This window comes from Pseudomonas sp. SWRI179, assembly GCF_014268705.1.
Classification (GTDB): Bacteria; Pseudomonadota; Gammaproteobacteria; order Pseudomonadales; family Pseudomonadaceae; genus Aquipseudomonas; species Aquipseudomonas zanjanensis.
The window spans coordinates 269696-292266 of the sequence record NZ_JABWRA010000001.1; the positions used below are offsets into that span (position 1 = coordinate 269696).

At 59.5% G+C, this 22571-nt stretch carries 21 protein-coding genes and 3 tRNA genes; 17 read left to right on the forward strand and 7 right to left on the reverse strand.

Annotated features, from left to right (window positions below; genetic code table 11):
- Positions 1–192 precede the first annotated feature (192 nt).
- The 4 genes from HU767_RS01150 to HU767_RS01165 all read left to right on the forward strand — a co-directional run bounded on the left by HU767_RS01150 (position 193) and on the right by HU767_RS01165 (position 6204).
- On the forward strand, positions 193–2769 hold the full coding sequence (locus HU767_RS01150; protein ID WP_186728255.1) for an EAL domain-containing protein: 2577 nt from the start codon (positions 193–195) through the stop codon (positions 2767–2769).
- Between the two features lie 70 nt (positions 2770–2839).
- Positions 2840–3634 carry an exodeoxyribonuclease III gene (xth, locus tag HU767_RS01155; RefSeq protein WP_186728256.1) on the forward strand — a complete coding sequence of 265 codons (795 nt, stop codon included), beginning with the start codon at positions 2840–2842 and terminating at the stop codon, positions 3632–3634.
- A 101-nt stretch (positions 3635–3735) separates the two neighbouring features.
- The gene (locus HU767_RS01160) at positions 3736–4560 is read left to right on the forward strand and encodes an arylamine N-acetyltransferase (protein WP_186728257.1); all 825 of its coding nucleotides are present in this window, start codon (positions 3736–3738) and stop codon (positions 4558–4560) included.
- Positions 4561–4683: 123 nt separating this feature from the next.
- Positions 4684–6204 (forward strand): nucleobase:cation symporter-2 family protein, encoded by a 1521-nt coding sequence (locus HU767_RS01165; protein ID WP_186728258.1) that lies wholly within the window; start codon positions 4684–4686, stop codon positions 6202–6204.
- 110 nt (positions 6205–6314) lie between these two features.
- Here the strand turns inward: HU767_RS01165 and HU767_RS01170 are convergent, their stop codons facing one another.
- Positions 6315–6665 (reverse strand): hypothetical protein, encoded by a 351-nt coding sequence (locus HU767_RS01170; protein WP_063322141.1) that lies wholly within the window; start codon positions 6663–6665, stop codon positions 6315–6317.
- Between the two features lie 256 nt (positions 6666–6921).
- Here HU767_RS01170 and HU767_RS01175 point away from each other — a divergent pair, with 256 nt between their 5' ends.
- Positions 6922–7743: a shikimate 5-dehydrogenase gene (locus tag HU767_RS01175; protein ID WP_186728259.1), complete on the forward strand. Its 822-nt coding sequence runs from the start codon at positions 6922–6924 to the stop codon at positions 7741–7743.
- A 124-nt stretch (positions 7744–7867) separates the two neighbouring features.
- On the opposite strand, the gene HU767_RS01180 is transcribed toward HU767_RS01175, so the two are convergent.
- Entirely contained in the window at positions 7868–8515 is a 648-nt protein-coding gene (locus HU767_RS01180; protein WP_186728260.1) for a DUF480 domain-containing protein, read from the reverse strand.
- A 130-nt stretch (positions 8516–8645) separates the two neighbouring features.
- On the opposite strand from HU767_RS01180, the gene HU767_RS01185 reads away from it, so the two are divergent.
- Entirely contained in the window at positions 8646–9155 is a 510-nt protein-coding gene (locus tag HU767_RS01185) for a DUF1993 domain-containing protein (RefSeq protein ID WP_186708319.1), read from the forward strand.
- Between the two features lie 218 nt (positions 9156–9373).
- Here the strand turns inward: HU767_RS01185 and sstT are convergent, their stop codons facing one another.
- A complete protein-coding gene (gene sstT / locus HU767_RS01190; protein ID WP_186708321.1) occupies positions 9374–10606 on the reverse strand; it encodes a serine/threonine transporter SstT in 1233 nt (410 codons plus the stop codon).
- Positions 10607–10888: 282 nt separating this feature from the next.
- On the opposite strand from sstT, the gene HU767_RS01195 reads away from it, so the two are divergent.
- Positions 10889–12049 carry an MFS transporter gene (locus HU767_RS01195; RefSeq protein ID WP_186708323.1) on the forward strand — a complete coding sequence of 387 codons (1161 nt, stop codon included), beginning with the start codon at positions 10889–10891 and terminating at the stop codon, positions 12047–12049.
- On the opposite strand, the gene nhaR is transcribed toward HU767_RS01195, so the two are convergent.
- Positions 12046–12942, reverse strand: coding sequence for a transcriptional activator NhaR (gene nhaR, locus HU767_RS01200; RefSeq protein ID WP_186708325.1), 897 nt, complete (start codon positions 12940–12942; stop codon positions 12046–12048). The two genes, HU767_RS01195 and nhaR, sit on opposite strands and share 4 nt — an antisense overlap.
- 138 nt (positions 12943–13080) lie before the next feature.
- Here nhaR and HU767_RS01205 point away from each other — a divergent pair, with 138 nt between their 5' ends.
- The gene (locus HU767_RS01205) at positions 13081–13332 is read left to right on the forward strand and encodes a hypothetical protein (protein ID WP_186728282.1); all 252 of its coding nucleotides are present in this window, start codon (positions 13081–13083) and stop codon (positions 13330–13332) included.
- Between the two features lie 26 nt (positions 13333–13358).
- Complete coding sequence (locus tag HU767_RS01210; protein WP_053120828.1) at positions 13359–14108, forward strand: TerC family protein; 750 nt, start codon at positions 13359–13361, stop codon at positions 14106–14108.
- An 86-nt stretch (positions 14109–14194) separates the two neighbouring features.
- Here the strand turns inward: HU767_RS01210 and HU767_RS01215 are convergent, their stop codons facing one another.
- Positions 14195–14359, reverse strand: coding sequence for a hypothetical protein (locus tag HU767_RS01215; RefSeq protein ID WP_186708327.1), 165 nt, complete (start codon positions 14357–14359; stop codon positions 14195–14197).
- A gap of 224 nt (positions 14360–14583) precedes the next feature.
- On the opposite strand from HU767_RS01215, the gene HU767_RS01220 reads away from it, so the two are divergent.
- Together HU767_RS01220 and HU767_RS01225 are read left to right on the forward strand one after the other, a co-directional pair.
- The gene (locus HU767_RS01220; protein ID WP_186708329.1) at positions 14584–15261 is read left to right on the forward strand and encodes a peptidase C39 family protein; all 678 of its coding nucleotides are present in this window, start codon (positions 14584–14586) and stop codon (positions 15259–15261) included.
- Positions 15262–15362: 101 nt separating this feature from the next.
- Positions 15363–15557: a DUF6021 family protein gene (locus tag HU767_RS01225; RefSeq protein WP_186708331.1), complete on the forward strand. Its 195-nt coding sequence runs from the start codon at positions 15363–15365 to the stop codon at positions 15555–15557.
- A 331-nt stretch (positions 15558–15888) separates the two neighbouring features.
- Here HU767_RS01225 and pbpG read toward each other — a convergent pair whose 3' ends face one another.
- Together pbpG and folD are read right to left on the reverse strand one after the other, a co-directional pair.
- Complete coding sequence (gene pbpG / locus HU767_RS01230; RefSeq protein ID WP_186708333.1) at positions 15889–16827, reverse strand: D-alanyl-D-alanine endopeptidase; 939 nt, start codon at positions 16825–16827, stop codon at positions 15889–15891.
- A 357-nt stretch (positions 16828–17184) separates the two neighbouring features.
- Entirely contained in the window at positions 17185–18039 is an 855-nt protein-coding gene (gene folD, locus HU767_RS01235; protein ID WP_092326854.1) for a bifunctional methylenetetrahydrofolate dehydrogenase/methenyltetrahydrofolate cyclohydrolase FolD, read from the reverse strand.
- 281 nt (positions 18040–18320) lie between these two features.
- Between folD and HU767_RS01240 the strand changes: the two genes are divergently transcribed.
- The 6 genes from HU767_RS01240 (at position 18321) to clpX (ending at position 22516) form a co-directional block, all read left to right on the forward strand.
- A tRNA-Arg gene (locus tag HU767_RS01240) sits at positions 18321–18397 on the forward strand.
- 41 nt (positions 18398–18438) lie between these two features.
- A tRNA-His gene (locus tag HU767_RS01245) sits at positions 18439–18514 on the forward strand.
- Positions 18515–18572: 58 nt separating this feature from the next.
- Positions 18573–18657 (forward strand) — tRNA-Leu (locus HU767_RS01250).
- Positions 18658–19080: 423 nt separating this feature from the next.
- Positions 19081–20391 (forward strand): trigger factor, encoded by a 1311-nt coding sequence (gene tig, locus HU767_RS01255; protein ID WP_122568033.1) that lies wholly within the window; start codon positions 19081–19083, stop codon positions 20389–20391.
- Between the two features lie 93 nt (positions 20392–20484).
- Positions 20485–21120 (forward strand): ATP-dependent Clp endopeptidase proteolytic subunit ClpP, encoded by a 636-nt coding sequence (gene clpP / locus HU767_RS01260; RefSeq protein WP_186609760.1) that lies wholly within the window; start codon positions 20485–20487, stop codon positions 21118–21120.
- 112 nt (positions 21121–21232) lie between these two features.
- Positions 21233–22516, forward strand: coding sequence for an ATP-dependent Clp protease ATP-binding subunit ClpX (gene clpX, locus HU767_RS01265; protein ID WP_063322129.1), 1284 nt, complete (start codon positions 21233–21235; stop codon positions 22514–22516).
- Positions 22517–22571: the final 55 nt, after the last annotated feature.

The following is a 22571-nucleotide window of genomic DNA, read 5'->3' on the forward strand; positions in this document are numbered from 1 at the left end:
TCATCGGCAGCCTGCCACGGTCAACTATTCAGGCATCGCGCGGGCGGGTCTCAAGCAGCGTGTAGGCTCTTTCGCAAAACACCGTGGGCTCGCCAACGGATCGAGCAGTGGCTGCTAAGGTTAGGAGCGACTGGCCCCGGTCCTTATCTTCCCAGGCACCGAGGCCAGCGTTGACAGGATAGGAGCAGGTCAATGGATTCCACTGCCGATACCCCTTCAGGCACCGCACGTCACACCCCCATTACTCGTCGCCTGGTCGTGGCCGTCGCGGGACTGTTTGTCCTGGGCGTCCTGGTGGCGATCGCCGCGCTGTTCAACATCGCGCAAAAGCTCGACGCGGAGGACGTGCGCAAGACGCATTTCTATATCGAGCGCGCCCTCGAGAATCGCATCACCGCATCGAAAAACTACATTGCCAGTTATGCCTATTGGACCACGGCTTATGACCACCTCAACGGTGAAGTCAATGTGCAGTGGGCCTACGCCGAACAGAACATGGGCAAGACCCTGTTCACCAATGACGAATACGAAGGCGTGTTTGTCATCGATCGGCAACGCACCAAATATGCTGTGGTGCGTGGACGCAATGTCGAGGATGACGCCTCGGTTTATATGGACACGCCGCTGGCCGAGCTGGTGGGCCAACTCCAGGCACAGCCCGACCTGACGATGTCGACGATCCGCTACACATTGTTCGAGGGCTGGCCGGCCGTCGTCACGGCGTCGGTGATCCTGCCCAACGACGAAAGGCCCCAGGTCGAGGCCAAAGGCACCTCGGTGTTGCTGTTCGTCGACCAACTGACCCCCGTCAAGCTGCGCAAGATGGGCAAGAGTTATGGCCTCACCGACTTGAATCTCAAGAAAGACACCGAGCTCGAGCCCGGCCAGCCGGCCGTGCCGCTGGACAGTACCGGCTACAGCCTGGTGTCCCGACTCGAGCGTCCGGGCCAGCAATTGCTCTGGTCCCTGGTGCCGCCGCTGGGGGCCGCGCTGTTGATCCTGGCCCTGCTGACCGCTTACTTCTTTCGTTATGCGTTGCGCACGGCACGGCATGTGGACGCCAGTTACGACAGCCTGGAAAGGTCCGCGCACGCCCTCGAGGCCAGCGAGGAGCGCTTCCGGGCCGTGGCCGAGGCGGCTTCCGACTGGATCTGGGAAATCGACGGGCAGCAGCGCATCACGTACCTGTCGGCGCGTTTCAATACGGTCACCGGGTTTTCCGACCAGCAATGGCTGGGGCAGGACATCGAGCAACTGCTGTATTGCGACACCACGCCAATCGCCCTTTGGCTGGGCAAGCTGACGGAGGAGCAGAGCACCAGCAACTTGCGCTGCTCCTACCGTGATCATTCCGGGCAATTGCGTTTCTGTCGCGTGTCGGCACGCCCGATCTACACCAAGACCGAAGTGGTGGGCTATCGCGGTACGGCCAGTGACATCACCGATGAAGTGGCGGCCCATGCCCAGGTCCAGCATCTGTCGATGCACGATGCACTGACCGGCTTGCCGAACCGCAACAAGCTGGCGCGGTACCTGGATGATGCGCTGGTGGCCAAGGAACATGCCGCCCCCCTGACGTTACTGATGGTGGACTTGGACAACTTCAAACCAATCAACGATTCCCTTGGCCACCCGGCCGGCGACGCGGTGTTGCTGGAAGTGGCTCAGCGGCTGCGTGACAGCACCCGCGAGCAAGACCTGGTGGCGCGGCTGGGGGGCGACGAGTTCGTGGTGGTGCTCAACGGCATGGAGCACACCACGGAAATCGATCGATTCTGTGAGCGGTTGATCGACAGCTTGCAGCAGCCGATCCTCTACGAAACCCATTCGCTGCACATCGGTGCCAGCATCGGCATCGCCGTCAGTCGTCGTCAGGGTTATGTGCCCGGTGAACTGATCCGCTGCGCCGACATTGCCTTGTACCAGGCCAAGTCAGAGGGCAAGAGAACCTGGTGCTATTTCGCCTCGCAAATGAACGATCAGATCCAGCACCGTCGCCAACTGGAAAGCGACCTGCGCCAGGCCGTGAAGAAAAATGAATTCGTCCTGCATTTCCAGCCGCGCTACACCGTCGATGGTCGGGAGATCGTGGCGGTCGAGGCGTTGGTTCGCTGGCAGCATCCAACGCAAGGCTTGTTGGGCCCCGATGCCTTTATTCCGTTGGCCGAGCAAACCGACCTGATTGTCCCGCTGTCGCGTTGGGTGTTGCGTGAGGCCTGCGAAACCGCGCTGACCTGGCCGGGGGAATTGATGGTGTCGGTCAACCTGTCGCCGGCGCAGTTCGAGCGCAGCGACGTGGTGGAAGATGTGCGACAGGTGTTGATCGAAACCCGTTTCCCGGCGAGTCGCCTGGAGCTCGAGATCACTGAAAACGTGATGCTCAACGACGTCGATGGCGCCCTGCAGGTCATGAATGCCCTGAAGGAACTGGGCGTGCGCTTGAACATGGATGACTTCGGTACTGGTTATTCGTCCTTGGGTTACCTGCGCACCTATCCATTCGACGGCATCAAGATCGACAAGCGCTTCATCGCCTCCATGAGCAACAGCAGCAACGACCGCGCCGTGGTGCAGGCGATCATCAACCTGGGCAAGGCCATGGGGCTGACGGTCACTGCCGAAGGCGTGGAAACCCTGGCCCAGCTCGGTTCATTGGGCTCGGACCAATGCCACGAGGTACAAGGCTATTTCCTCAGCCGGCCGATCGATAAACAGGCTTTTGCACAGTTGCTGGAGAACGGTCGGCCCTTACCGAAAACCGGCTCTTGAAGACTCGTTGCAACCACCGCGACGGATTGACGGTCACAGCCAGTAACGTGACATTTCGAGTACGGGCCCTATGAAAAACCTGCGGATCGCAACCTTCAACATCAATGGCATCCGGGCTCGGCTGCCCAACCTGCTGGAATGGCTGGAGCGGGAGAAACCCGACATTGCCTGTTTGCAGGAGCTCAAGGCGGGGGACAAGGACTTCCCGGCGGCGGAGCTGGAGTCGGTGGGGTATGGGGCGATCTGGCACGGTCAGGCGTCGTGGAACGGTGTCGCGATCCTGGCCCGCGGTGCGCAGCCATTGGAGAGCCGCCGAGGCTTGCCCGGCGGGGACGACGACAGTCACAGTCGCTATCTGGAGGCGGCGGTGCATGGCGTGTTGGTAGGGTGCCTTTACTTGCCCAACGGCAATCCGCAACCGGGTCCCAAGTTTGACTACAAGCTGGCCTGGTTCGAACGGCTGATCGACTATGCCCAAGGGTTGCAGGCCAGTGATCATCCCGTAGTGCTGGCCGGTGACTACAATGTGGTGCCCACCGACATGGACATCTACAACCCGCGCTCCTGGCTCAAGGATGCGCTGTTGCAACCCGAAAGCCGGGAATGCTACCAGCGCTTGTTGGACCAGGGCTGGACCGATTCGCTGCGCCACCTTTATCCGGAGGAGCGGATCTACACCTTCTGGGACTATTTTCGCCAGCACTGGCAGAAGAACTCCGGGCTGCGCATCGATCACCTGTTGCTCAACCCGGCCGCCAGCGCCTACCTGAGCGAGGCGGGCGTGGATGCCTGGGTCAGGAACCAGCCCCACCCCAGCGATCATGCACCCACCTGGATCCGGCTGGCTTCGCGCAAACAGCGCTGACCGGGGGCGATTGTTGTCTCTGTGAGGGGAATGCCTTATACCTGGCGCCCAATAGCAGTGCGCTTGTGAGCGCTGCGCCGACCCTGGAAAAGGACACCCTCATGAGTCATCCCCAACTGAGCGATACGGCTCGTTATCTGCGGCGCCTGGGTTTCGACGCACCACCGGCGCCGACCCTCGACACCTTGCGTCAACTGCAATGGCGCCATACTGCCGAATTCCCCTTTGAAACCCTGTCGACGTTGCTGCGTCAGCCCGTGCCCATCGACCTTGAATCGGTCGAGCGCAAGGTTTTCGAAGAGGGGCGCGGCGGCTATTGCTATGAACTCAACCAGCTGTTCCTGGCGCTGTTGCAAGCACTGGGTTACGACGCCCGCGGCATCACCGGGCGCGTGGTGATGAATGCGCCTGAGGGCGCCTGGACTGCCCGGACCCATCGGCTGAGCCTGGTGACGATCGAGGGTGTGCGCTACATCACCGACGTCGGCTTTGGCGGCATGGTGCCCACCGCGCCGCTGTTGCTCGATAGTCGTGAGGCCCAGGCCACGCCCCATGAGCCGTACCGCATCGAGACCCACGCGGACGGTTACTTATTGCGCGCCAACGTCGCCGACGAATGGCGACCGATGTACCTGTTCGACCTGCAACGCCAGGAAGACATCGACTACACCGTCGGCAATTGGTACGTCTGCAATCACCCTGAGTCGCCGTTCATGGGCCGGTTGATGGTGGCCCGCACCGGCGACGGGTTGCGCAAGACCCTTAACGGCAACAGCTATGCCGTACACCGGATAGGGCAGGAGAGTGAGCGGCGCGTGATCCTTGATGCCGATGAGTTGATCGATTTGCTGGAGCAGGAATTCAGCCTGCGCGTACCGCCGCGCGAGCTGTTGCGGCCCGCGGTGGTGGGGTTGCTGCAGTCATAAAAGGCGCTGGGTCGGGGCGCTGTTCCTGATGGGTATGCAACAAGTTGTATACAACTCTATGGACATTTGTCCCGAGTTTTGAATACAGTGTGCCCATAACAAAAAACAGGGAATCCCCGAACCATGAAAACGCCCCATGTTTCACTCCCACGGCCCGAGGACGAAAACCTCGGCGTCGGCGCGAATATGGCTTACGGCCTGCAACATGTGTTGACCATGTACGGTGGCATCGTCGCCGTGCCGTTGATCATCGGCCAGGCGGCCGGGCTGTCGCCGGCGGACATCGGTCTGTTGATTGCCGCGTCGTTGTTCGCGGGAGGCCTGGCCACCTTGCTGCAAACCCTCGGACTACCGTTTTTCGGCTGCCAACTGCCCTTGGTGCAGGGCGTATCGTTTTCGGGCGTTGCGACCATGGTGGCGATTGTCGGCAGTGGCGGGGAGGGGGGCTTTCAAGCCATCCTCGGCGCGGTGATCGCAGCGTCCCTGATTGGTTTGCTGATCACTCCGGTGTTTTCTCGCATCACCCGGTTCTTTCCGCCACTGGTCACGGGCATTGTGATTACCACCATCGGCCTGACCTTGATGCCGGTGGCGGCGCGTTGGGCGATGGGCGGCAACAGCCACGCCGCCGATTTCGGCAGCATGGCGAACATTGGCCTGGCCGCGGTGACCCTGGTGCTGGTACTGCTGCTGAGCAAGATGGGCAGCGCAACCATCTCGCGGCTGTCGATTCTGTTGGCGATGGTCATCGGTACGGTCATCGCGGTGTTCCTCGGCATGGCGGACTTTTCGTCGGTCAGCCAAGGCCCGATGTTCGGCTTCCCGACGCCGTTCCATTTCGGCATGCCGACATTCCATATCGCCGCGATCCTGTCGATGTGCATTGTGATCATGGTGACCTTGGTGGAAACCTCTGCCGACATCCTGGCGGTGGGCGAGATCATCGACACCAAGGTCGATTCGAGGCGTCTGGGCAACGGTCTGCGGGCCGACATGCTGTCGAGCATGATCGCGCCGATCTTCGGTTCCTTCACCCAGAGTGCCTTCGCCCAGAACGTCGGACTGGTGGCGGTCACCGGGATCAAGAGCCGTTTCGTGGTGGCAACCGGCGGGGTATTCCTGGTAGTACTCGGCCTGCTGCCGTTCATGGGCCGTGTGATCGCCGCGGTGCCGACCTCGGTGCTGGGCGGTGCCGGCATCGTATTGTTTGGCACGGTGGCGGCCAGTGGCATTCGCACGCTGTCGAAAGTCGACTACCGCAACAACGTCAACCTGATCATCGTCGCCACTTCTATCGGCTTCGGCATGATTCCCATCGCCGCACCGAACTTCTACGATCATTTCCCGAGCTGGTTCGCGACCATCTTCCATTCAGGCATCAGTTCCTCGGCGATCATGGCGATCATGCTGAACCTGGCGTTCAACCACTTCACCACGGGCAATTCCGACCAACAGTCAGTCTTCGCCGCCGGCACCGAGCGGGTGTTGCGCTACCAGGACTTGGCAGCGCTGCGCGAAGGCGATTATTTCAGCGACGGCAAGCTGCATGATTGTGACGGCAACGAGATTCCGGTGGTAGCGGAGCCTGTGCACGAACCGGCGGAACATGGGCCGAGCCGACTGAAAAGCAGTGAGCACGTCTGACAAAGCCCTGTGGCGAGGGAGCAAGCTCCCTCGCCACAATGATTATCCCGCGGACATGAAAAAGCCTGTGATCAATGATCACAGGCTTTTTTGTGTTACTCGGAGGCGGGTTACCAACGGCCGTAATGACCCCGGGGTGGGCCATAGTAGTAGCCTCGTGGTGGCCCGTAATACACCGGTGCCGGGCGATAGTAGATTGGCCGCTCTACATACACCGGCTGCGGTTGGTAATAGACCGGCGGTGGTGCCTGGTAGTAGACCGGTTGCGGTTGCACGTAGACCGGTTGCTGCACATACACCGGACGATCACGGTTGATGATGGCCGAGCCGACAATGGCCGAACCGACGATGGCACCAAACACGGCGGGCCCCTCCCAACCACCACGACCGTGGGCGGATGCCTGGCCGGTGACCGCGAGTGCCCCCATGAGCAGGGCGATGATGGGAAGTCTACGATTCATGGCTGTTCCTCGTTTCGGCCCCGGCGCCTGTGGTCTGCGACAGACCCGATGAGCGTCGCGGGGATACTGCTATGACAGCGATTTTCTCAGGATTTGCGCCGCCGTTGGGTAAATATTGTGTAAGGTCTGTAGCGCTTTTTTTACCGCGCCGCGTCATCCAGCAGCCTGGATCTGGCCGGACCTGGCGGTATCATCATCCAATAGACCTTTCGGGGCGGCGTTCCGTTTGTCCGAAAGTGAATGCAAGGAGACACGCATGCAGATCAACCCCAACAAAGACACCCAGCTGTGCATGTCGCTCTCAGGGCGTCCCGGAAACTTTGGCCTGCGCTTTCATAACCATTTGTATGAGCAACTGGGCCTGAACTTCTATTACAAGGCGTTCAGCAGCCAGGACCTGCCTGGCGCGGTGGGCGGTATCCGCGCCTTGGGCATTCGTGGCTGCGGCGTGTCGATGCCGTTCAAGGAAGCCTGCATCGCCTTGGTGGACGAGCTGGACCCTTCCGCCGCCGCGATCCAGTCGATCAACACCATCGTCAATACCAACGGTCATCTGAAGGCCTACAACACCGACTACATTGCCATTGCCCAATTGTTGCAAAGCCACGCCGTGCCCAAGGACGCCACTTTTGCCCTGCGCGGCAGCGGCGGCATGGCCAAGGCGGTGGCCAGTGCCTTGCGCGATGGTGGCTACAGAAACGGGCTGATCGTCGCCCGCAATGAAGCCGCAGGGCGAGCCTTGGCCGAATCCCTGGGGTATGAATGGCAAGCGGAACTGGGTGCGCGACGGCCGCAGATGCTGATCAACGTCACGCCGATCGGCATGACCGGCGGCCCGGAAGCCGACCAGTTGGCGTTCGAGCCCGAGACCATCGCCGCCGCCGAGACCGTGTTCGACGTGGTGGCGATCCCGTCGGAAACGCCACTGATCGTGCGCGCCCGGGCCGAAGGCAAACGGGTCATCACCGGGCTGGAAGTCATTGCGATCCAGGCCCTGGAGCAATTCGTGCTGTACACCGGCGTGCGGCCCAACCTGGAGCAATTCGAAAAAGCCGTCGCTTTCGCCCGGTCCGCGTAGGAGCTGCCGAAGGCTGCGATCTTTTGATTTTGATCTTTGGCTTTCGACTCAATTGTCTGCTGCAAGATCGCAGCCTCGTTGCACTCGACAGCGACTACACAGCTCCTGCCGGAATTCCAGTAAGTTACTCCAGTCTTGCCAGGCGCTCTTCCAGTGCGGCGATCCTCGCTTCGAGCTCTTCGATGCGCTCCAGCGAGACACCGCCGCCCACGCCACGCTCCACCGGGTGCTGGCGGGCGGCGAGAATCGCTTCGATGTCCGCCGGGTCGCCCATGGCGTGCACATAGCGGTCCTCGCGCTGGCCGGCCTGGCGTGGCACCAGCAGCGCCAGCCCCCGGGAGATCAGGCGTTCGAGTTGGTGCACCACTTGCTCGGCGTCTTCAAAATCGTGCATCCGTCCGCTGCGGGTCAGCAACTCATTGACCGTTTGCGGGCCACGCAGGAACAGCAAGCCCATCAGGACCACCTGGGCCGGCACCAGCTCCAGGGCTTTGTCGACCCGATGTTCCCAGCGGTCGGCGCGGCTGCCCATCACCAGCTTGGTAAAGCCGCGACCTTCCAGTGCCCGCAGGCTCTGGCCAACCTGGCCGGGGTTGAGGTTCATCACCGGTTCGCGGCTGGTTTTCTGGTTGCAGGCCAGTACCAGGGCGTTGAGGGTCAGCGGGTAGGTCTCGGGGTTGGTGGCCTGTTTCTCGACCAGCGCGCCGAGGATGCGGATTTCCGTGCTATTGAGCCGTGGTTCTTCAGCCTGCTGTTGTTCTTCGATGCTCATCGCGCGTTCCCTATGCTGTGGAAGCCGCCTAGCCTAATCCTTGCGCAATAAAAGACAAGCCGTGCAATCAGCCGTGGCTATAATCGCTGCCGTTTGATTCATTCTTTCCTGCCACCTGCATGAGATTGCCATGACTATTTCCCTGTACGCCGCTTCCGTCCCGGTTTTCAAGCAGATGCTCAACGCCTTGAGCGACGTTCTGAACAAGGCCGAAGCCCACGCCACCGCGAAAAACATCGACCCGAACGCTTTCCTGCAAGCCCGCCTGTACCCGGACATGTTCCCGCTGGTGCGCCAGGTGCAGATCGCGGTGGATTTCGCCAAGGGTGTGTCCGCGCGCCTGGCCGAGATCGAAGTGCCGAAATATGACGACAGCGAGACCACGTTCGCCGAACTGCAAGCCCTGATCGCCAAGGTATTGGCCTTTATCGATGGCATCGCGCCTGCGCAGATCGATGGCAAGGAAGGCATCGAAATCGTTACCCGTCCGGGGACGCCGAAGGAGAAGCGCTTCAGTGGCCAGAACTACCTGCTGACCTACGGCCTGCCGCAGTTCTTCTTCCATGTCACCACCACCTACGCATTGCTGCGCCACAATGGTGTGGAAGTGGGCAAGCGCGACTACATGGGCGCGTTCTAACCCCGCCAGCATGAAAAAGCCCGGGACGGTTTGGGCCGTTCCCGGGCTTTTTTGTGACCTTGGTATTTGGGGGGATTCTGATCGACCGAGGCGCCTGCTTCGCGAGCAAGCCCGCTCCCACATTGATTTTGTATTCACCACATAACCCTTGTGGGAGCGGGCTTGCTCGCGAAGGCGGTGGATCAGTTGTCCCATAGGGTTGAGTTTGCCCCGATCTTTTACGCCGTACGCGCCAGCTTTGCTTCCTCACCCAGGCACGCCGCCGCCGTGAACAGCACATCCGTCGACGAATTCAACGCCGTCTCCGCCGAGTCCTGCAGGACACCGATGATGAAACCCACAGCGACCACTTGCATGGCGATCTCACTGGGAATGCCAAACAGGCTGCACGCCAGGGGAATCAGCAACAGCGAACCGCCGGCCACCCCGGACGCACCGCAGGCGCAAATGGCGGCGACAACGCTCAGCAGCACGGCCGTTGGCAGGTCAACTGCAATACCCAAGGTATGTACGGCGGCCAGGGTCAGTACGGTGATGGTGATGGCAGCGCCGGCCATGTTGATGGTCGCGCCCAGTGGGATCGACACCGAATAGGTGTCTTCGTGCAGGCCCAGGCGTTTGCTCAGTTCCAGGTTCACCGGGATATTCGCCGCCGAGCTGCGGGTGAAAAACGCTGTGATGCCACTCTCGCGCAGGCAGGTGAACACCAGCGGGTAAGGGTTGCGACGCAGTTTCCAGAACACGATGAGTGGGTTGACCACCAACGCCACGAACAGCATGCAACCGATCAACACGGTCAGCAGGTGCAGGTAGCCGAGCAGGGCGCCGAAGCCGGACGTGGCCAGGGTCGAGGCCACCAGCCCGAAGATCCCCAGCGGGGCGAAGCGGATCACCAGGCGCACAATCACGGTCACGCCGTTGGACAGGTCTTCGAGCACGGTGCGCGTGGTCTGGCCAGCATGGCGAATGGCAATGCCCATGCCGATGGCCCAGGCCAGGATACCGATGAAGTTGCCGTTGAGCAGGGCGCGGACCGGGTTGTCCACCACGCTGAGCAACAGGCCCTGTAGGACCTCACTGATGCCGCCGGGTGCGGTGACCGCGACGTCATGGGTGGTCAGCACGAGGCTGGACGGAAACAACGTACTGGCAACCACCGCGACCACCGCCGCGGCGAACGTGCCCAGCAGGTAGAGGAACAAGATGGGGCGGATATGGGTTTCCTGGCCGTGCTTGTGGTTGGCGATCGACGCCATGACCAGCACGAACACCAGGATCGGCGCCACGGCCTTGAGCGCGGAGACGAAGACGTTGCCGATGAAGGCGCTGGACTTGGCCACCTCGGGCGCCAGCCATGCCAGGACAATACCGGCGATCAGGCCAATGATGATTTGCGTCACCAGGCTGGTGCGTTTAAGGCGTTGCAAAGGGGTAACGGACGAAGCTGTCATAGCGGCATCTCTGATTTTATTGTGTTCAACGGTCGACAGATCAGGGCAACAAGCGGGCAGGCCACATGAGCGAACCGAGAGAAAGTACGGCATTTGCAGGCCGCGGACTTTAGCACAGCCGGTAATAAATCTGACGGACCTGTGACAGTCCGTCACCCTTATCCGGGCCATGACGTGCGTTTGTAAGACGCGTGCATTCTGTTAGGCTTTGCGGTTCTCACCTTCTTTCCGCCAGCGGGCCTTTTGGCCATCGTTGGTGTCGTCGTTTCGCTGGAGTTCCACATGTTGTTACCCATTTTCCTGCTGTCAGCCGCCGGTTTCACCGTGCTGACCACGGAATTCGTCATCGTCGGCCTGTTGCCCTCCATCGCTCGCGACCTGCACGTCAGCATTCCCCAGGCCGGGCTGCTGGTGACGTTGTTTGCGTTTACGGTGGCGGCGTTCGGGCCGTTCCTCACGGCCTGGTTCGCCCGCTTCGAGCGGCGCAAGCTGTTTATCAGTGTGCTGGTGATGTTCGGCCTGGCCAACCTGCTGGCCACCTTTGCCCCCAACATTTGGGTAATGGCCCTTGCCCGGCTGATCCCGGCCCTGGGCCTGCCGGTGTTCTGGGCGCTGGCCAGTGAAACGGCGGTGGACATTGTCGGGCCGCAACTGGCCGGGCGGGCCATCGCCCGGATCGGCTTCGGCATCGTCTGTGCCACGGTGTTCGGCATTCCAGTGGGCACGTTGATCGCCGATGCGTTTGGCTGGCGCAGTGCCTTCGCGATCCTGGCGGTCATTGCCTTCGCCAAGGCCTTGTTGCTGTTTATCTATTTGCCGAAAACCAACCTGCACCAGCATCAGGTGAGCTTCCGTTCGCAGTTGAAGATCCTGCGCAGCCCGTTGATGCAAGGGCACGTGCTGTTGTCGATCCTGGTGTTCAGCGGCATGTTCACCGCCTACACCTATCTGGCGGATATCCTCGAACGCCTCGCCGGATTCGATGGCACCCTGGTGGGCTGGTGCCTGATGGGCTTCGGCGCCGTCGGGCTGTTGGGCAACTCCTTGGGCGGCCGTGCGGTGGACCGCCATCCGCTGATCGCGTCGATGGTGTTCTGCCTGTTCCTGATCGGCGGCATGGTGGCGTTGGTCCCAAGCATTCATTCACCCCTCGCGCTGGCGGCGGCGATGGGCATCTGGGGCGTGACCCAGGCCGCGTTGTTCCTGGTCAGCCATGTGCGGTTGATGAAGGCAGCCCCGCAGGCCCCGGCGTTTGCCGCCTCGTTAAACATCGCCGGGGCCAATTTGGGGATTGGCCTGGGGGCGATGATCGGTGGCCGGGTCATCGATACCCTGGGCCTGGGCAGTGTCGGGTTCGCGGCCGCCGGGTTCATCTTCGTCTCGATTTTGCTGGCGTTGCTCCTGATGACTTTCAAGCCCCGCGCGACTTGCCTGGATAGCTAAGCGCTGAACAACTCGCGACGGGCGCCTTCGGCAATCGCAACGATGCCAGGATGGCTGACCTTGCGTTCCACGGAAATGGCATAGAAGGATTCGCTCACCGCATCGGTCTGGCCGATCAGTTCTACGCCGTACTGCCGCTTGACCTCTTCGGCGATCACGCTCGGGCCGATGAAAATCCCACTGCCTGATTGCCCAAAGGCCTGCATCAAGGCGCTGTCATCGAATTCGCCGACGATGCGCGGTTGGATCTGTTGCTCGGCGAACCAGCGTTGCAAGCGGCTGCGCACTACGGTTTCCGGCCCGGGAATCAGCAGCGGAGCGTCATTGAGGCCATGGGGGAAATCCTGCCCGTAGCGTTCGGCCAGCGCGGCGGTGGCAAAAAAACTGATCCCGCATTCCCCCAGTTTCTGGCTGTAGCCCTTGATGTCCAGGTGGGTCGGCATCGGGCTGTCGGAAATCACCAGGTCCAGGCGCTGGATCGCCAGGTCCGCCAGCAGCCGTTCGAGCTTGTCCTCGCGACAGGTGATGCGCAGCGGTTCACTCAACTCCATGGTCGGCGCCAAGAGTCGATAGACGATGGACTTGGGCACCACATCCGCGACTCCGACCCGGAACAGGGTTTGCTGTTCGTTGGGCTGGGCCCTCAGCATCAGTTCCAGCTCACCGCCCAACTGGAACATGTGTTCGGCGTAGGGCAGTGTCTGGCGGCCGGCTTCGGTCAGTTCCAACTGCCGCCCGACACGACGAAACAATTTGATGTTATAGGTTTGCTCGAACAGGGAAATCTGCCCGCTGATGGTCTGTGGGGTCAGGTTCAACTGCTCGCACGCCCGCACGATGCTGCCGGTTTTTGCCACGACCCAAAAGTAATGCAGTTGTCGATAATTGAGCATGGGTTCACATTGCTTCGTAAAAACCGAAGTATAACCGCTGAAAATACGAATTTTCCTGAAGTATTCGTCTCTCTAGAATGCCTGGCCATTGGTGGGCCACTTTCGAGCTCCTTCTATTCTTCAAGAGGCATCTATTCCATGACCTATAAATCCCTGGGGCTTGCAGCCCTGTTGGTGATGTCGGCAACGACACTGGCGGGCTGTGAACAGGCTGAAAAAAGTGCTCAGCAGTTAATGGGGCAGGCTGCGGAAACCGCCAAGCAGGCCATCGACGATACCCATAAGGCCGCCGAACAGGCGATCAGCGAAGCCACCGGCGGCTTGATCAGCCCGAAGAAAGAGCCAGCGGACGAAGTTGACGAAACACAAACCCCTACCAAAACCATCTAACGCGTCACATCAGTCAGGACTGACCCATGGATTATCTTTTACAGCTCGCCGCCAGCCCCACCGCGTGGATCGCCCTGGCGACTCTGGTCGTGATGGAAATCGTGCTTGGCATCGATAACCTGATCTTCATTTCGATTCTGACCAACAAGCTGCCCGAACAGCATCGTGCCAAGGCGCGGCGGATCGGTATCGGCATGGCGCTGATCCTGCGCTTGGGCCTGTTGAGCACGATTGCCTTCATTGTGCAGTTGACCGAACCGGTCATCGAAATCCTCGGCCAGGCGTTCTCCTGGAAAGACATGATCCTGATCGCCGGCGGCCTGTTCCTGCTGTGGAAAGCGACCACTGAAATCCACCACAGCATGGACCCGGCGCCGAATGATCCCAAGTCGGCCACGTCCGGTGTGACCCTGGGCTTTGCCGCGGCCATCGGTCAGATCCTGATGTTGGACCTGGTGTTCTCCATCGACAGTATCATCACTGCCGTGGGCATGACCGAGCATTTGCCGATCATGATCATCGCGGTCGTCGTATCGGTGCTGGTGATGCTGCTGGCGGCCGAACCGCTGGCCAAGTTCATCAATGACAACCCGACGGTGGTGATGTTGGCCCTGGGCTTCCTGATCATGATCGGCATGACGCTGATCGCTGAAGGTTTCGGCGCCCATGTACCGAAAGGCTATATCTATGCGGCCATGGCGTTCTCGGCGGCGATCGAGGTGTTGAACATGTTGTCCCGCAGGGCCAAGGAAAAGGCGCTGCCCGATAACGCCTGATTCCAGGCAGCAGGCAGAAGCCACCCGGGTCCAGGCCCGGGTGGCTTTTTTTTGGATTTGAGAACGATGGGTTTGAACGTGAGAGGTCAGTGCGCGGCGGCGTGGTGCCGGGCAGGTTTGGCGGCTTTTCCCGATGGCGCAGGTGGCGCGTGATGGTGGCGTCGAGCGATTCGAAGCACGCCCCACAGCATGGCCGTGGCTACGCTCAGCCAGCCGAATATCAGCATCAGGATTGTCGTCGTCAGGCTCATTTGTGCCTCCTTCTATCCCCGGTTCGGGATAACGCACCCAGTACAATGGACAGTCTAGTCGCTCAAGTGTTGCAGCTTGTCGATGTATGGCGCTGGGGTATGGATCGGTTCGTTCTAGCGCCCTTTTAAAACGATGGTTATGGCTATACCCAGGGCTGTGCGCACCTTATGATCGTCGACCCACGCCTGGCCCGGATGCCGGGTACCTGAACAAGAGAGTCATCATGTCGCCAGTCATTCCATCGTTTCGATCATTGGTACTGGCGGTGTCCTGCCTCGTCGCCCTGGCGGGTTGCGCGGGCAGCGTATCGCCGCAGATCCAGCGCCTGCCGGAACGGGTAGAGCTCAACAGCGTGCCGTTCTATCGTGGCGAAATGCACCAGGGCGCCCCGCAATCCCTGGCCGCCTTGCTGACGTTGCAAGGCACCGTGATCACCCCGGGGCTGTTGGAAAAACCCTTGCACCTACCCGGTGGCGAAGCCCATTTGCAGAAAAATATGCAAACACTGGCGCGCGAGTACGGGCTGCTGGTGTATCCCCTCGACGCCAGGCTGCCCGCGCTGTTGGAGCAGGTCGCGGCGGGTTATCCAGTGCTGGTGCGCTATGTCGATGGTTCGGCGTTTTGGGCCGCGCCTCGGTATGGGATTCTCGCCGGCTACAACCGCCAGAAGCAGACGGTGTTGTTGCGTGCAGGCATGAATCGTCGGCAGTTGATGAGTTTCAGTGCTTTCGAATCGGCCTTCCAGAGCGCGGGTGGCTGGGCGGTGCTGGTTCAGCGCCCTACGCAGCTTCCAGCCAATGTCGACTCACAGCGTTGGTTGAAAGCGGCGGCCGATCTGGCCGGGGCAGGGCAGGAGCAAGCGGCGGCGCGGGCCACCAAGGCGCTCAGCGCCGCGCATTGATCGTTCATCCCGTTCGTCACTTGCCGGGCACGACCGGGCAGGGCTGAGGCTCTTATCGTCAGGGTTGGGCATTTTTCCGACCGTGATAGGAGGAGGCACGCATGGCACAGTCGAAAACACCTACGGGGCCACATTCATCCGAGCATTCCAGTGGTGATGATTTGGGGTTCGATCCGGACTCGCCGGACCTTGAGGATCCCCAGGTCGATCCGGTCGGGCCGGCCAAGGCGCCGCTGGATAAAAAGGATGAGCGAAAGCCTGAACCTTATGATCCGCTGGGTGACTTGAAGCCATAGATTAAAAGGTCCCAGCGAGTTGGGTAATGCTGTTCATGGACGCGTAGTTTGGTGTGTAGATCCGTTTCAGCGGTAACGGCTACTGGTGGTTCCGCTCTTACAGCGGGTCACTATTGGAAGAGCGTCCAGATCAGGATCCAAAGCAAGAGCAGGAGCGGGGCACATGCCGGCATCTATGTGGCTGAGCCACCGCTATCGCGAGCAAGCCCGCTCCCACATTGGATCTTCAGTGAACACAAAACTTGTGAACACCCAAGGTCATCTGTGGGAGCGAGCTTGCTCGCGATGAGGTTGGGCATTACGACGAATCGGAGCTTTTTAGATTCGTGGATTACTTGGAGGCTTCCACCACCCCACTCTGGCGGCTCTTGAGATTCTTGGCGGCCTTGTATTGCAGGGCCACCGCCGGCACGGCGGCGCTTTTTCCGGTTTCCACCCAGCTACGAATCCGGCTGGCATCGGCGAAGTGCGTGTACTTGCCAAAGGCGTCGAGGATCACCAGCGCCATCGGGCGATTGCCCATCTTAGTTACCAGCACCAGGCAGTGGCCGGCTTGGTTGGTAAAGCCGGTCTTGGTCAACTGGATATCCCAATTGGCCTTGTGAACCAAATGGTCGGTATTGCGAAACCCCAGGCTATACACGGGCTTGCGGAAGGTAACGGTCTTCTCCTTGGTCGTACTCAATTCGCTCAGCAGCGGGTACTTGCGGGCGGCGATCAGCAACTTGGTCAGGTCCCTGGCAGTGGAGACGTTGTTGATCGACAGGCCCGTCGGCTCGACGTAATGCGTGCTGGTCATGCCCAACGCCTTGGCCTTGGCGTTCATGGCGGCAATGAACGCCGCATAGCCGCCCGGATAGTGGTGGGCGAGGCTGGCGGCGGCGCGGTTTTCCGAAGACATCAGGGCGATCAGCAAAACGTCCCGGCGTGACAGTTCGCTGTTGAGCTTGACCCGCGAAAACACCCCCTTCATCTCTGGGGTGTTGGCGATGGTGATGGAAATGTATTCATCCAGGTTCTGTTTGGCATCCAGCACGATCAGACCGGTCATCAACTTGGTCACCGAAGCGATCGGCACCACCACGTCGGGGTTGCTCGAATAAACGACTTTATCCGTCTGCAAGTCCAGCAACATCGCGCTGCCCGAGGCGACTTGCAGCTTGGTCGTGTCCCGAGGGGCCGCGATGGTTTCCTGTGCAACGACGTTTTGCGTGATAAAGCTGCCTGTGAAAGCGATGAACAGGCTGATGATCGAAAGATGGATTTTCACGCGAGTAGACTCGATGGAGTTGAAGGTGCCGTTGAGCAACGACTTAAAAAAAACGTCGCATTCTAGGAGTATGGGCGACAGCAGCGCTATATGCCTGTACCGCCAGGGGTTGTGAATAAATAAAGTTTAATGAAGGGGGATTCTGGCGAATCGAATCTGAAAAATTCGTAGTTTGCGCGATCGAGGGAATCGCGGCACAGGCCAACGCCTGTCGATAAGGGGCAGGCGACAAAAACGCTTGTGGGAGCGAGCCTGCTCGCGATAGCTTGGGATCAGCCAATATCAATGTTGGCTGAAACTCCGCTATCGCGAGCAGGCTCGCTCCCACAGGGTTTATGGCTGGATTGAAGCGATATGTCAGCTATGCAGCGTCTCGGCCGCGTACAACGTGTTTTCCAACAGGCAGGCGCGGGTCATCGGGCCTACGCCGCCGGGTACCGGGGTGATCCAGCCAGCGCGGGGCAGGGCGGTCTCGTAGACCACATCGCCCACCAGCTTGCCATCTTCCTGGCGATTGATGCCCACGTCGATGACGATGGCGCCTTCCTTGATCCACTCACCCCTGACCAGGCCGGGTTTGCCGGCGGCCACTACCACCAGGTCGGCACGGCCGACATGGCCGGCCAGGTCCTTGGTGAAGCGATGGGTCACGGTCACGGTGCAGCCGGCCAGCAGCAACTCCATGGCCATCGGGCGACCAACGATGTTGGACGCACCCACCACCACGGCATCAAGGCCATACAGGTCCACGCCAGTGCTTTCCAGCAAGGTCATGATGCCCTTGGGGGTGCAGGGGCGAAGCAGTGGGATACGCTGGGCCAGGCGGCCGACGTTATAAGGATGGAAGCCGTCGACGTCTTTGTCTGGACGGATACGCTCCAGCAGCTTGGAGGCGTCGAGGTGTTCAGGCAGCGGCAACTGGAGCAGAACACCGTCGATGTTCGGATCGTCGTTCAGGCGATCGATCAGATCGGCCAACGCTTGCTGGGTGGTTTCGGAAGGCAGGTCGTAGGCCTGGGAAAGGAAGCCGACCTCTTCACAGTCTTTACGCTTGTGCGAGACATAAACCTGAGAGGCAGGATCGCTGCCGACCAGGATCACCGCAAGGCCGGGCGTGCGCAGGCCTTGCTGGCGGCGCTCGGTGACTCGTTGGGCGATCTGCTGGCGCAGGCTGGCGGCGATCGATTTGCCGTCGATAAGTTGTGCAGTCATTGCGCGTGGTTAACCATCGAGAGGGGAAAAAAAGAGAGCGCATTCTCGCACGCCGGGGCGTGAGGGCAAAGGCGCTTGGTCTGCAAATTCCCCTAACCCCTTTAATTAAATGAATTTTTTTTAAAAAAGAGTTGACGACCTATCAGGCCGTCTATAACATTCGTCGCACTTGTCGGGCACAGCCTAGCACTGGTTAAGAAGGTCGAGCGGAGTTGGTTGTTTCAACTCGGCAAAACTGAAAGCACTTAGTTTGTAATCGTCCAAGAATACAGATTAAAAAGGCGCCCGTAGCTCAGCTGGATAGAGCATCCGCCTTCTAAGCGGATGGTCGCAGGTTCGAGTCCTGCCGGGTGCGCCAATTAGGCAGCTTTGGCACAAGTAAGGCAACAAGGCAATATGGTGGGCGTAGCTCAGTTGGTAGAGCACGGGATTGTGACTCCCGTTGTCGTGGGTTCGATCCCCATCGTCCACCCCATATTCTAGAAAGGCGCCAGATCTAACAATCTGGCGCCTTTGCTTTAAAAGCTTGATACGCGGATGTGGTGGAATTGGTAGACACACTGGATTTAGGTTCCAGCGCCGCAAGGTGTGAGAGTTCGAGTCTCTCCGTCCGCACCATACAAGTCGCTATTTAAATAGCAGAAAACGGCGCAGTACCTGAAAAGGGCTGCGCCGTTTTTGTTTTCGGTGGTTCTGTGTCTGGCGTCGGCGCTATTTTTTGCGGTTGAGCGCAGCGGACGGCTTGTCGCGAATGTGTTTCGTGATGATGCGTAGCATGCCCGTCGGTCTCCTTGTGGGGCGGGGCGCTGCGCGATCGGACACGCCGCTTCTATATATAGAAGCGCTGGCGCAGAGCCTTGGACTGAATCGACTGTATTTGCAATCCGGGTGGGGCATGACCGTTTGTCCCTTCCTAAATCCGGCGCCTGTTTCCAGCGCGTTTTCAGTAGGGTGACTTCTTGAGTTTGACCTACTAGAATGCATGCCCTTGATTCTGGGGTCGGAAACGCCCGGCCAACGTCTGTGCAACGAGGAATATCCATGCAAGTTTCTGTTGAAAATACTTCTGCTCTTGAGCGCCGCATGAGCATCACCGTGCCGGCTGAGCGCATCGAGACTCAGGTCAACAAGCGTCTGCAGCAGACTGCCCAAAAGGCCAAAATCCCAGGTTTCCGCCCAGGCAAAGTGCCAATGAGCGTGATCCGTCAGCGTTACGAAGCTGATGCGCGTCAGGAAGCCGTGGGCGACGTGATCCAGTCTTCGTTCTACGAAGCGGTCGTCGAGCAGAAGCTGAACCCGGCCGGCGCTCCGTCCGTCGAGCCTAAAGTGCTGGAAAAAGGCAAGGACCTGGAATTCGTCGCTACTTTCGAAGTGTTCCCTGAGTTCACGGTTGCCGGTTTCGAGTCCATCGCCGTCGAGCGCCTGAGCGCTGATGTGTCGGATGCCGACCTGGACAAGATGCTGGACATCCTGCGCAAGCAGAACACCCGTTTCGAAGTGACCGAGCGTGCTGCCCAGAACGAAGACCAACTGAACATCGATTTCGTCGGCAAGGTCGACGGTGAAGTGTTCGCTGGCGGTTCCGCCAAGGCTACCCAGTTGGTCTTGGGCTCCGGTCGCATGATTCCTGGCTTCGAAGATGGCCTGGTTGGCGCCAAGGCCGGTGAAGAGCGCGTGCTGAACGTGACCTTCCCCGAGGACTACCAGAACCTGGACCTGGCTGGCAAAGCCGCCGAGTTCACCGTGACCGTCAACAGCGTTTCCGAGCCGAAACTGCCTGAGCTGAACGAAGAGTTCTTCGCCCAGTTCGGCATCAAGGAAACCGGTCTGGAAGGTTTCCGCGCCGAAGTTCGCAAGAACATGGAGCGTGAACTGCGCCAGGCCATCAAGTCCAAGGTCAAGAACCAGGTCATGGACGGTCTGCTGGCTTCCAACCCGATCGAAGTGCCAAAGGCCCTGCTGGACAACGAAGTGAACCGTCTGCGCGTGCAGGCTGTTCAGCAGTTCGGCGGCAACATCAAGCCGGACCAACTGCCTGCCGAGCTGTTCGAAGAGCAAGCCAAGCGCCGCGTCGTGCTGGGCCTGATCGTCGCCGAAGTGGTCAAGCAGTTCGAACTCAAGCCTGACGAAGCCCGTGTTCGCGAGCTGATCCAGGAAATGGCCTCGGCCTACCAGGAGCCTGAGCAAGTCGTGTCCTGGTACTACAAGAACGACCAGCAACTGAACGAAGTCCGTTCGGTTGTGCTGGAAGAACAAGTTGTGGATACTGTTCTGCAGAAAGCTAGCGTGACCGATAAAGCGGTCTCTTACGAAGAAGCGGTCAAGCCGGTGGAAGCTCCACAAGCCGATTGATGGTTCTGCGGTAAGAAATAAACACCCATAAGCCAGCCTTCGTGCTGGCTTATGCGTATTCAAGACATAACTATTTGGGAGTGACTGCGAGACATGTCCCGCAATTCTTTTTATCAGCAGAGCTCTGACATCCAGGCCGCAGGCGGCCTGGTCCCGATGGTTATCGAGCAGTCCGCCCGTGGCGAACGTGCCTATGACATCTACTCGCGTCTGCTCAAGGAACGCGTCATTTTTCTGGTGGGCCCGGTAGAGGACTACATGGCCAACCTGATCTGTGCGCAACTGTTGTTCCTTGAAGCCGAAAACCCGGACAAAGACATCCATCTCTATATCAACTCCCCGGGCGGTTCGGTGACGGCGGGCATGTCGATCTACGACACCATGCAGTTCATCAAGCCTAACGTTTCGACGACCTGTATCGGCCAGGCGTGCAGCATGGGCGCGTTTTTGCTGACTGCTGGTGCCCATGGCAAGCGTTACTGCCTGCCGAACTCGCGCGTGATGATTCACCAGCCACTGGGCGGTTTCCAGGGCCAGGCATCGGATATCGAAATCCATGCCAAGGAAATCCTCTTCATCCGCGAGCGCCTCAACACCTTGATGGCCAAGCACAGCGGGCGCACGCTTGAAGAAATCGAGCGCGATACCAATCGCGATAATTTCATGAGCGCTGAAGCCGCACGTGAATATGGTCTGATCGATGAAGTGATCAGCCAGCGCCCCGCTTAAAATAAGCAGCTCAAAATGAGGTTGATCGGCAGGTCCGATCACCTGCGGGCTTGAAAAAGCCCGCAATTGCCTTCATCTTGTGTTGCAAGCCTATCGGATTTGGATCGATCGAATGACTGACACCCGCAACGGCGAGGACAACGGCAAACTGCTTTATTGCTCCTTCTGTGGCAAAAGCCAGCATGAAGTGCGCAAATTGATTGCCGGCCCCTCGGTCTTCATTTGCGACGAGTGCGTCGACCTGTGCAATGACATCATCCGCGAGGAGGTGCAGGAAGCCCAGGCCGAGAGCAGCGCGCATAAATTGCCTTCGCCTAAAGAAATCAGCGGCATCCTTGATCAGTATGTGATTGGTCAGGAACGTGCGAAAAAGGTACTGGCCGTAGCGGTGTACAACCACTACAAGCGCCTGAACCAGCGTGACAAAAAGAATGACGAGGTCGAACTCGGCAAGAGCAACATCTTGCTGATCGGCCCGACAGGCTCGGGTAAGACCCTGCTTGCCGAAACCCTGGCCCGCTTGCTGAACGTTCCGTTCACCATCGCCGATGCAACCACCCTCACCGAGGCGGGTTATGTCGGTGAAGACGTCGAGAACATCATTCAGAAGTTGTTGCAGAAGTGCGACTACGATGTGGAAAAGGCCCAGATGGGTATTGTCTACATCGACGAAATCGACAAGATTTCCCGCAAGTCCGACAACCCGTCCATCACCCGGGACGTTTCCGGTGAAGGCGTGCAGCAGGCCTTGCTCAAGTTGATCGAAGGCACGGTCGCTTCCGTTCCACCCCAAGGTGGTCGCAAGCATCCGCAGCAGGAATTCCTGCAAGTTGATACCCGTAACATCCTGTTCATCTGCGGCGGTGCGTTTTCCGGCCTGGAAAAGGTTATTCAGAACCGTTCCACCCGTGGCGGCATTGGTTTCAACGCCGAAGTGCGCAGCAAGGAAGAAGGCAAGAAGGTGGGTGAGTCCCTGCGTGAAGTCGAGCCTGACGATTTGGTCAAGTTCGGTCTGATCCCGGAATTCGTCGGTCGTCTGCCGGTCCTGGCAACGCTGGATGAGTTGGATGAAGCGGCGTTGATGCAGATTCTGACCGAGCCGAAGAACGCCCTGACCAAGCAGTATGCCAAGCTGTTCGAAATGGAAGGTGTAGACCTGGAGTTCCGTTCCGACGCGCTGAAATCGGTCGCCAAACGTGCCCTGGAGCGTAAGACCGGTGCCCGTGGGTTGCGCTCGATTCTCGAAGGCGTATTGCTCGACACGATGTATGAAATCCCCTCGCAGTCCGAGGTGAGTAAAGTCGTGATCGACGAAAGCGTTATAGAAGGCAAGTCCAAGCCATTGTATATCTATGAAAACAATGAGCCGGCTGCCAAGGCCGCACCGGACGCTTAAGCGTCCCGCTGCCGGAATAAAGAAGGGGCCTTCGGGCCCCTTTGCTTTTAGCGCG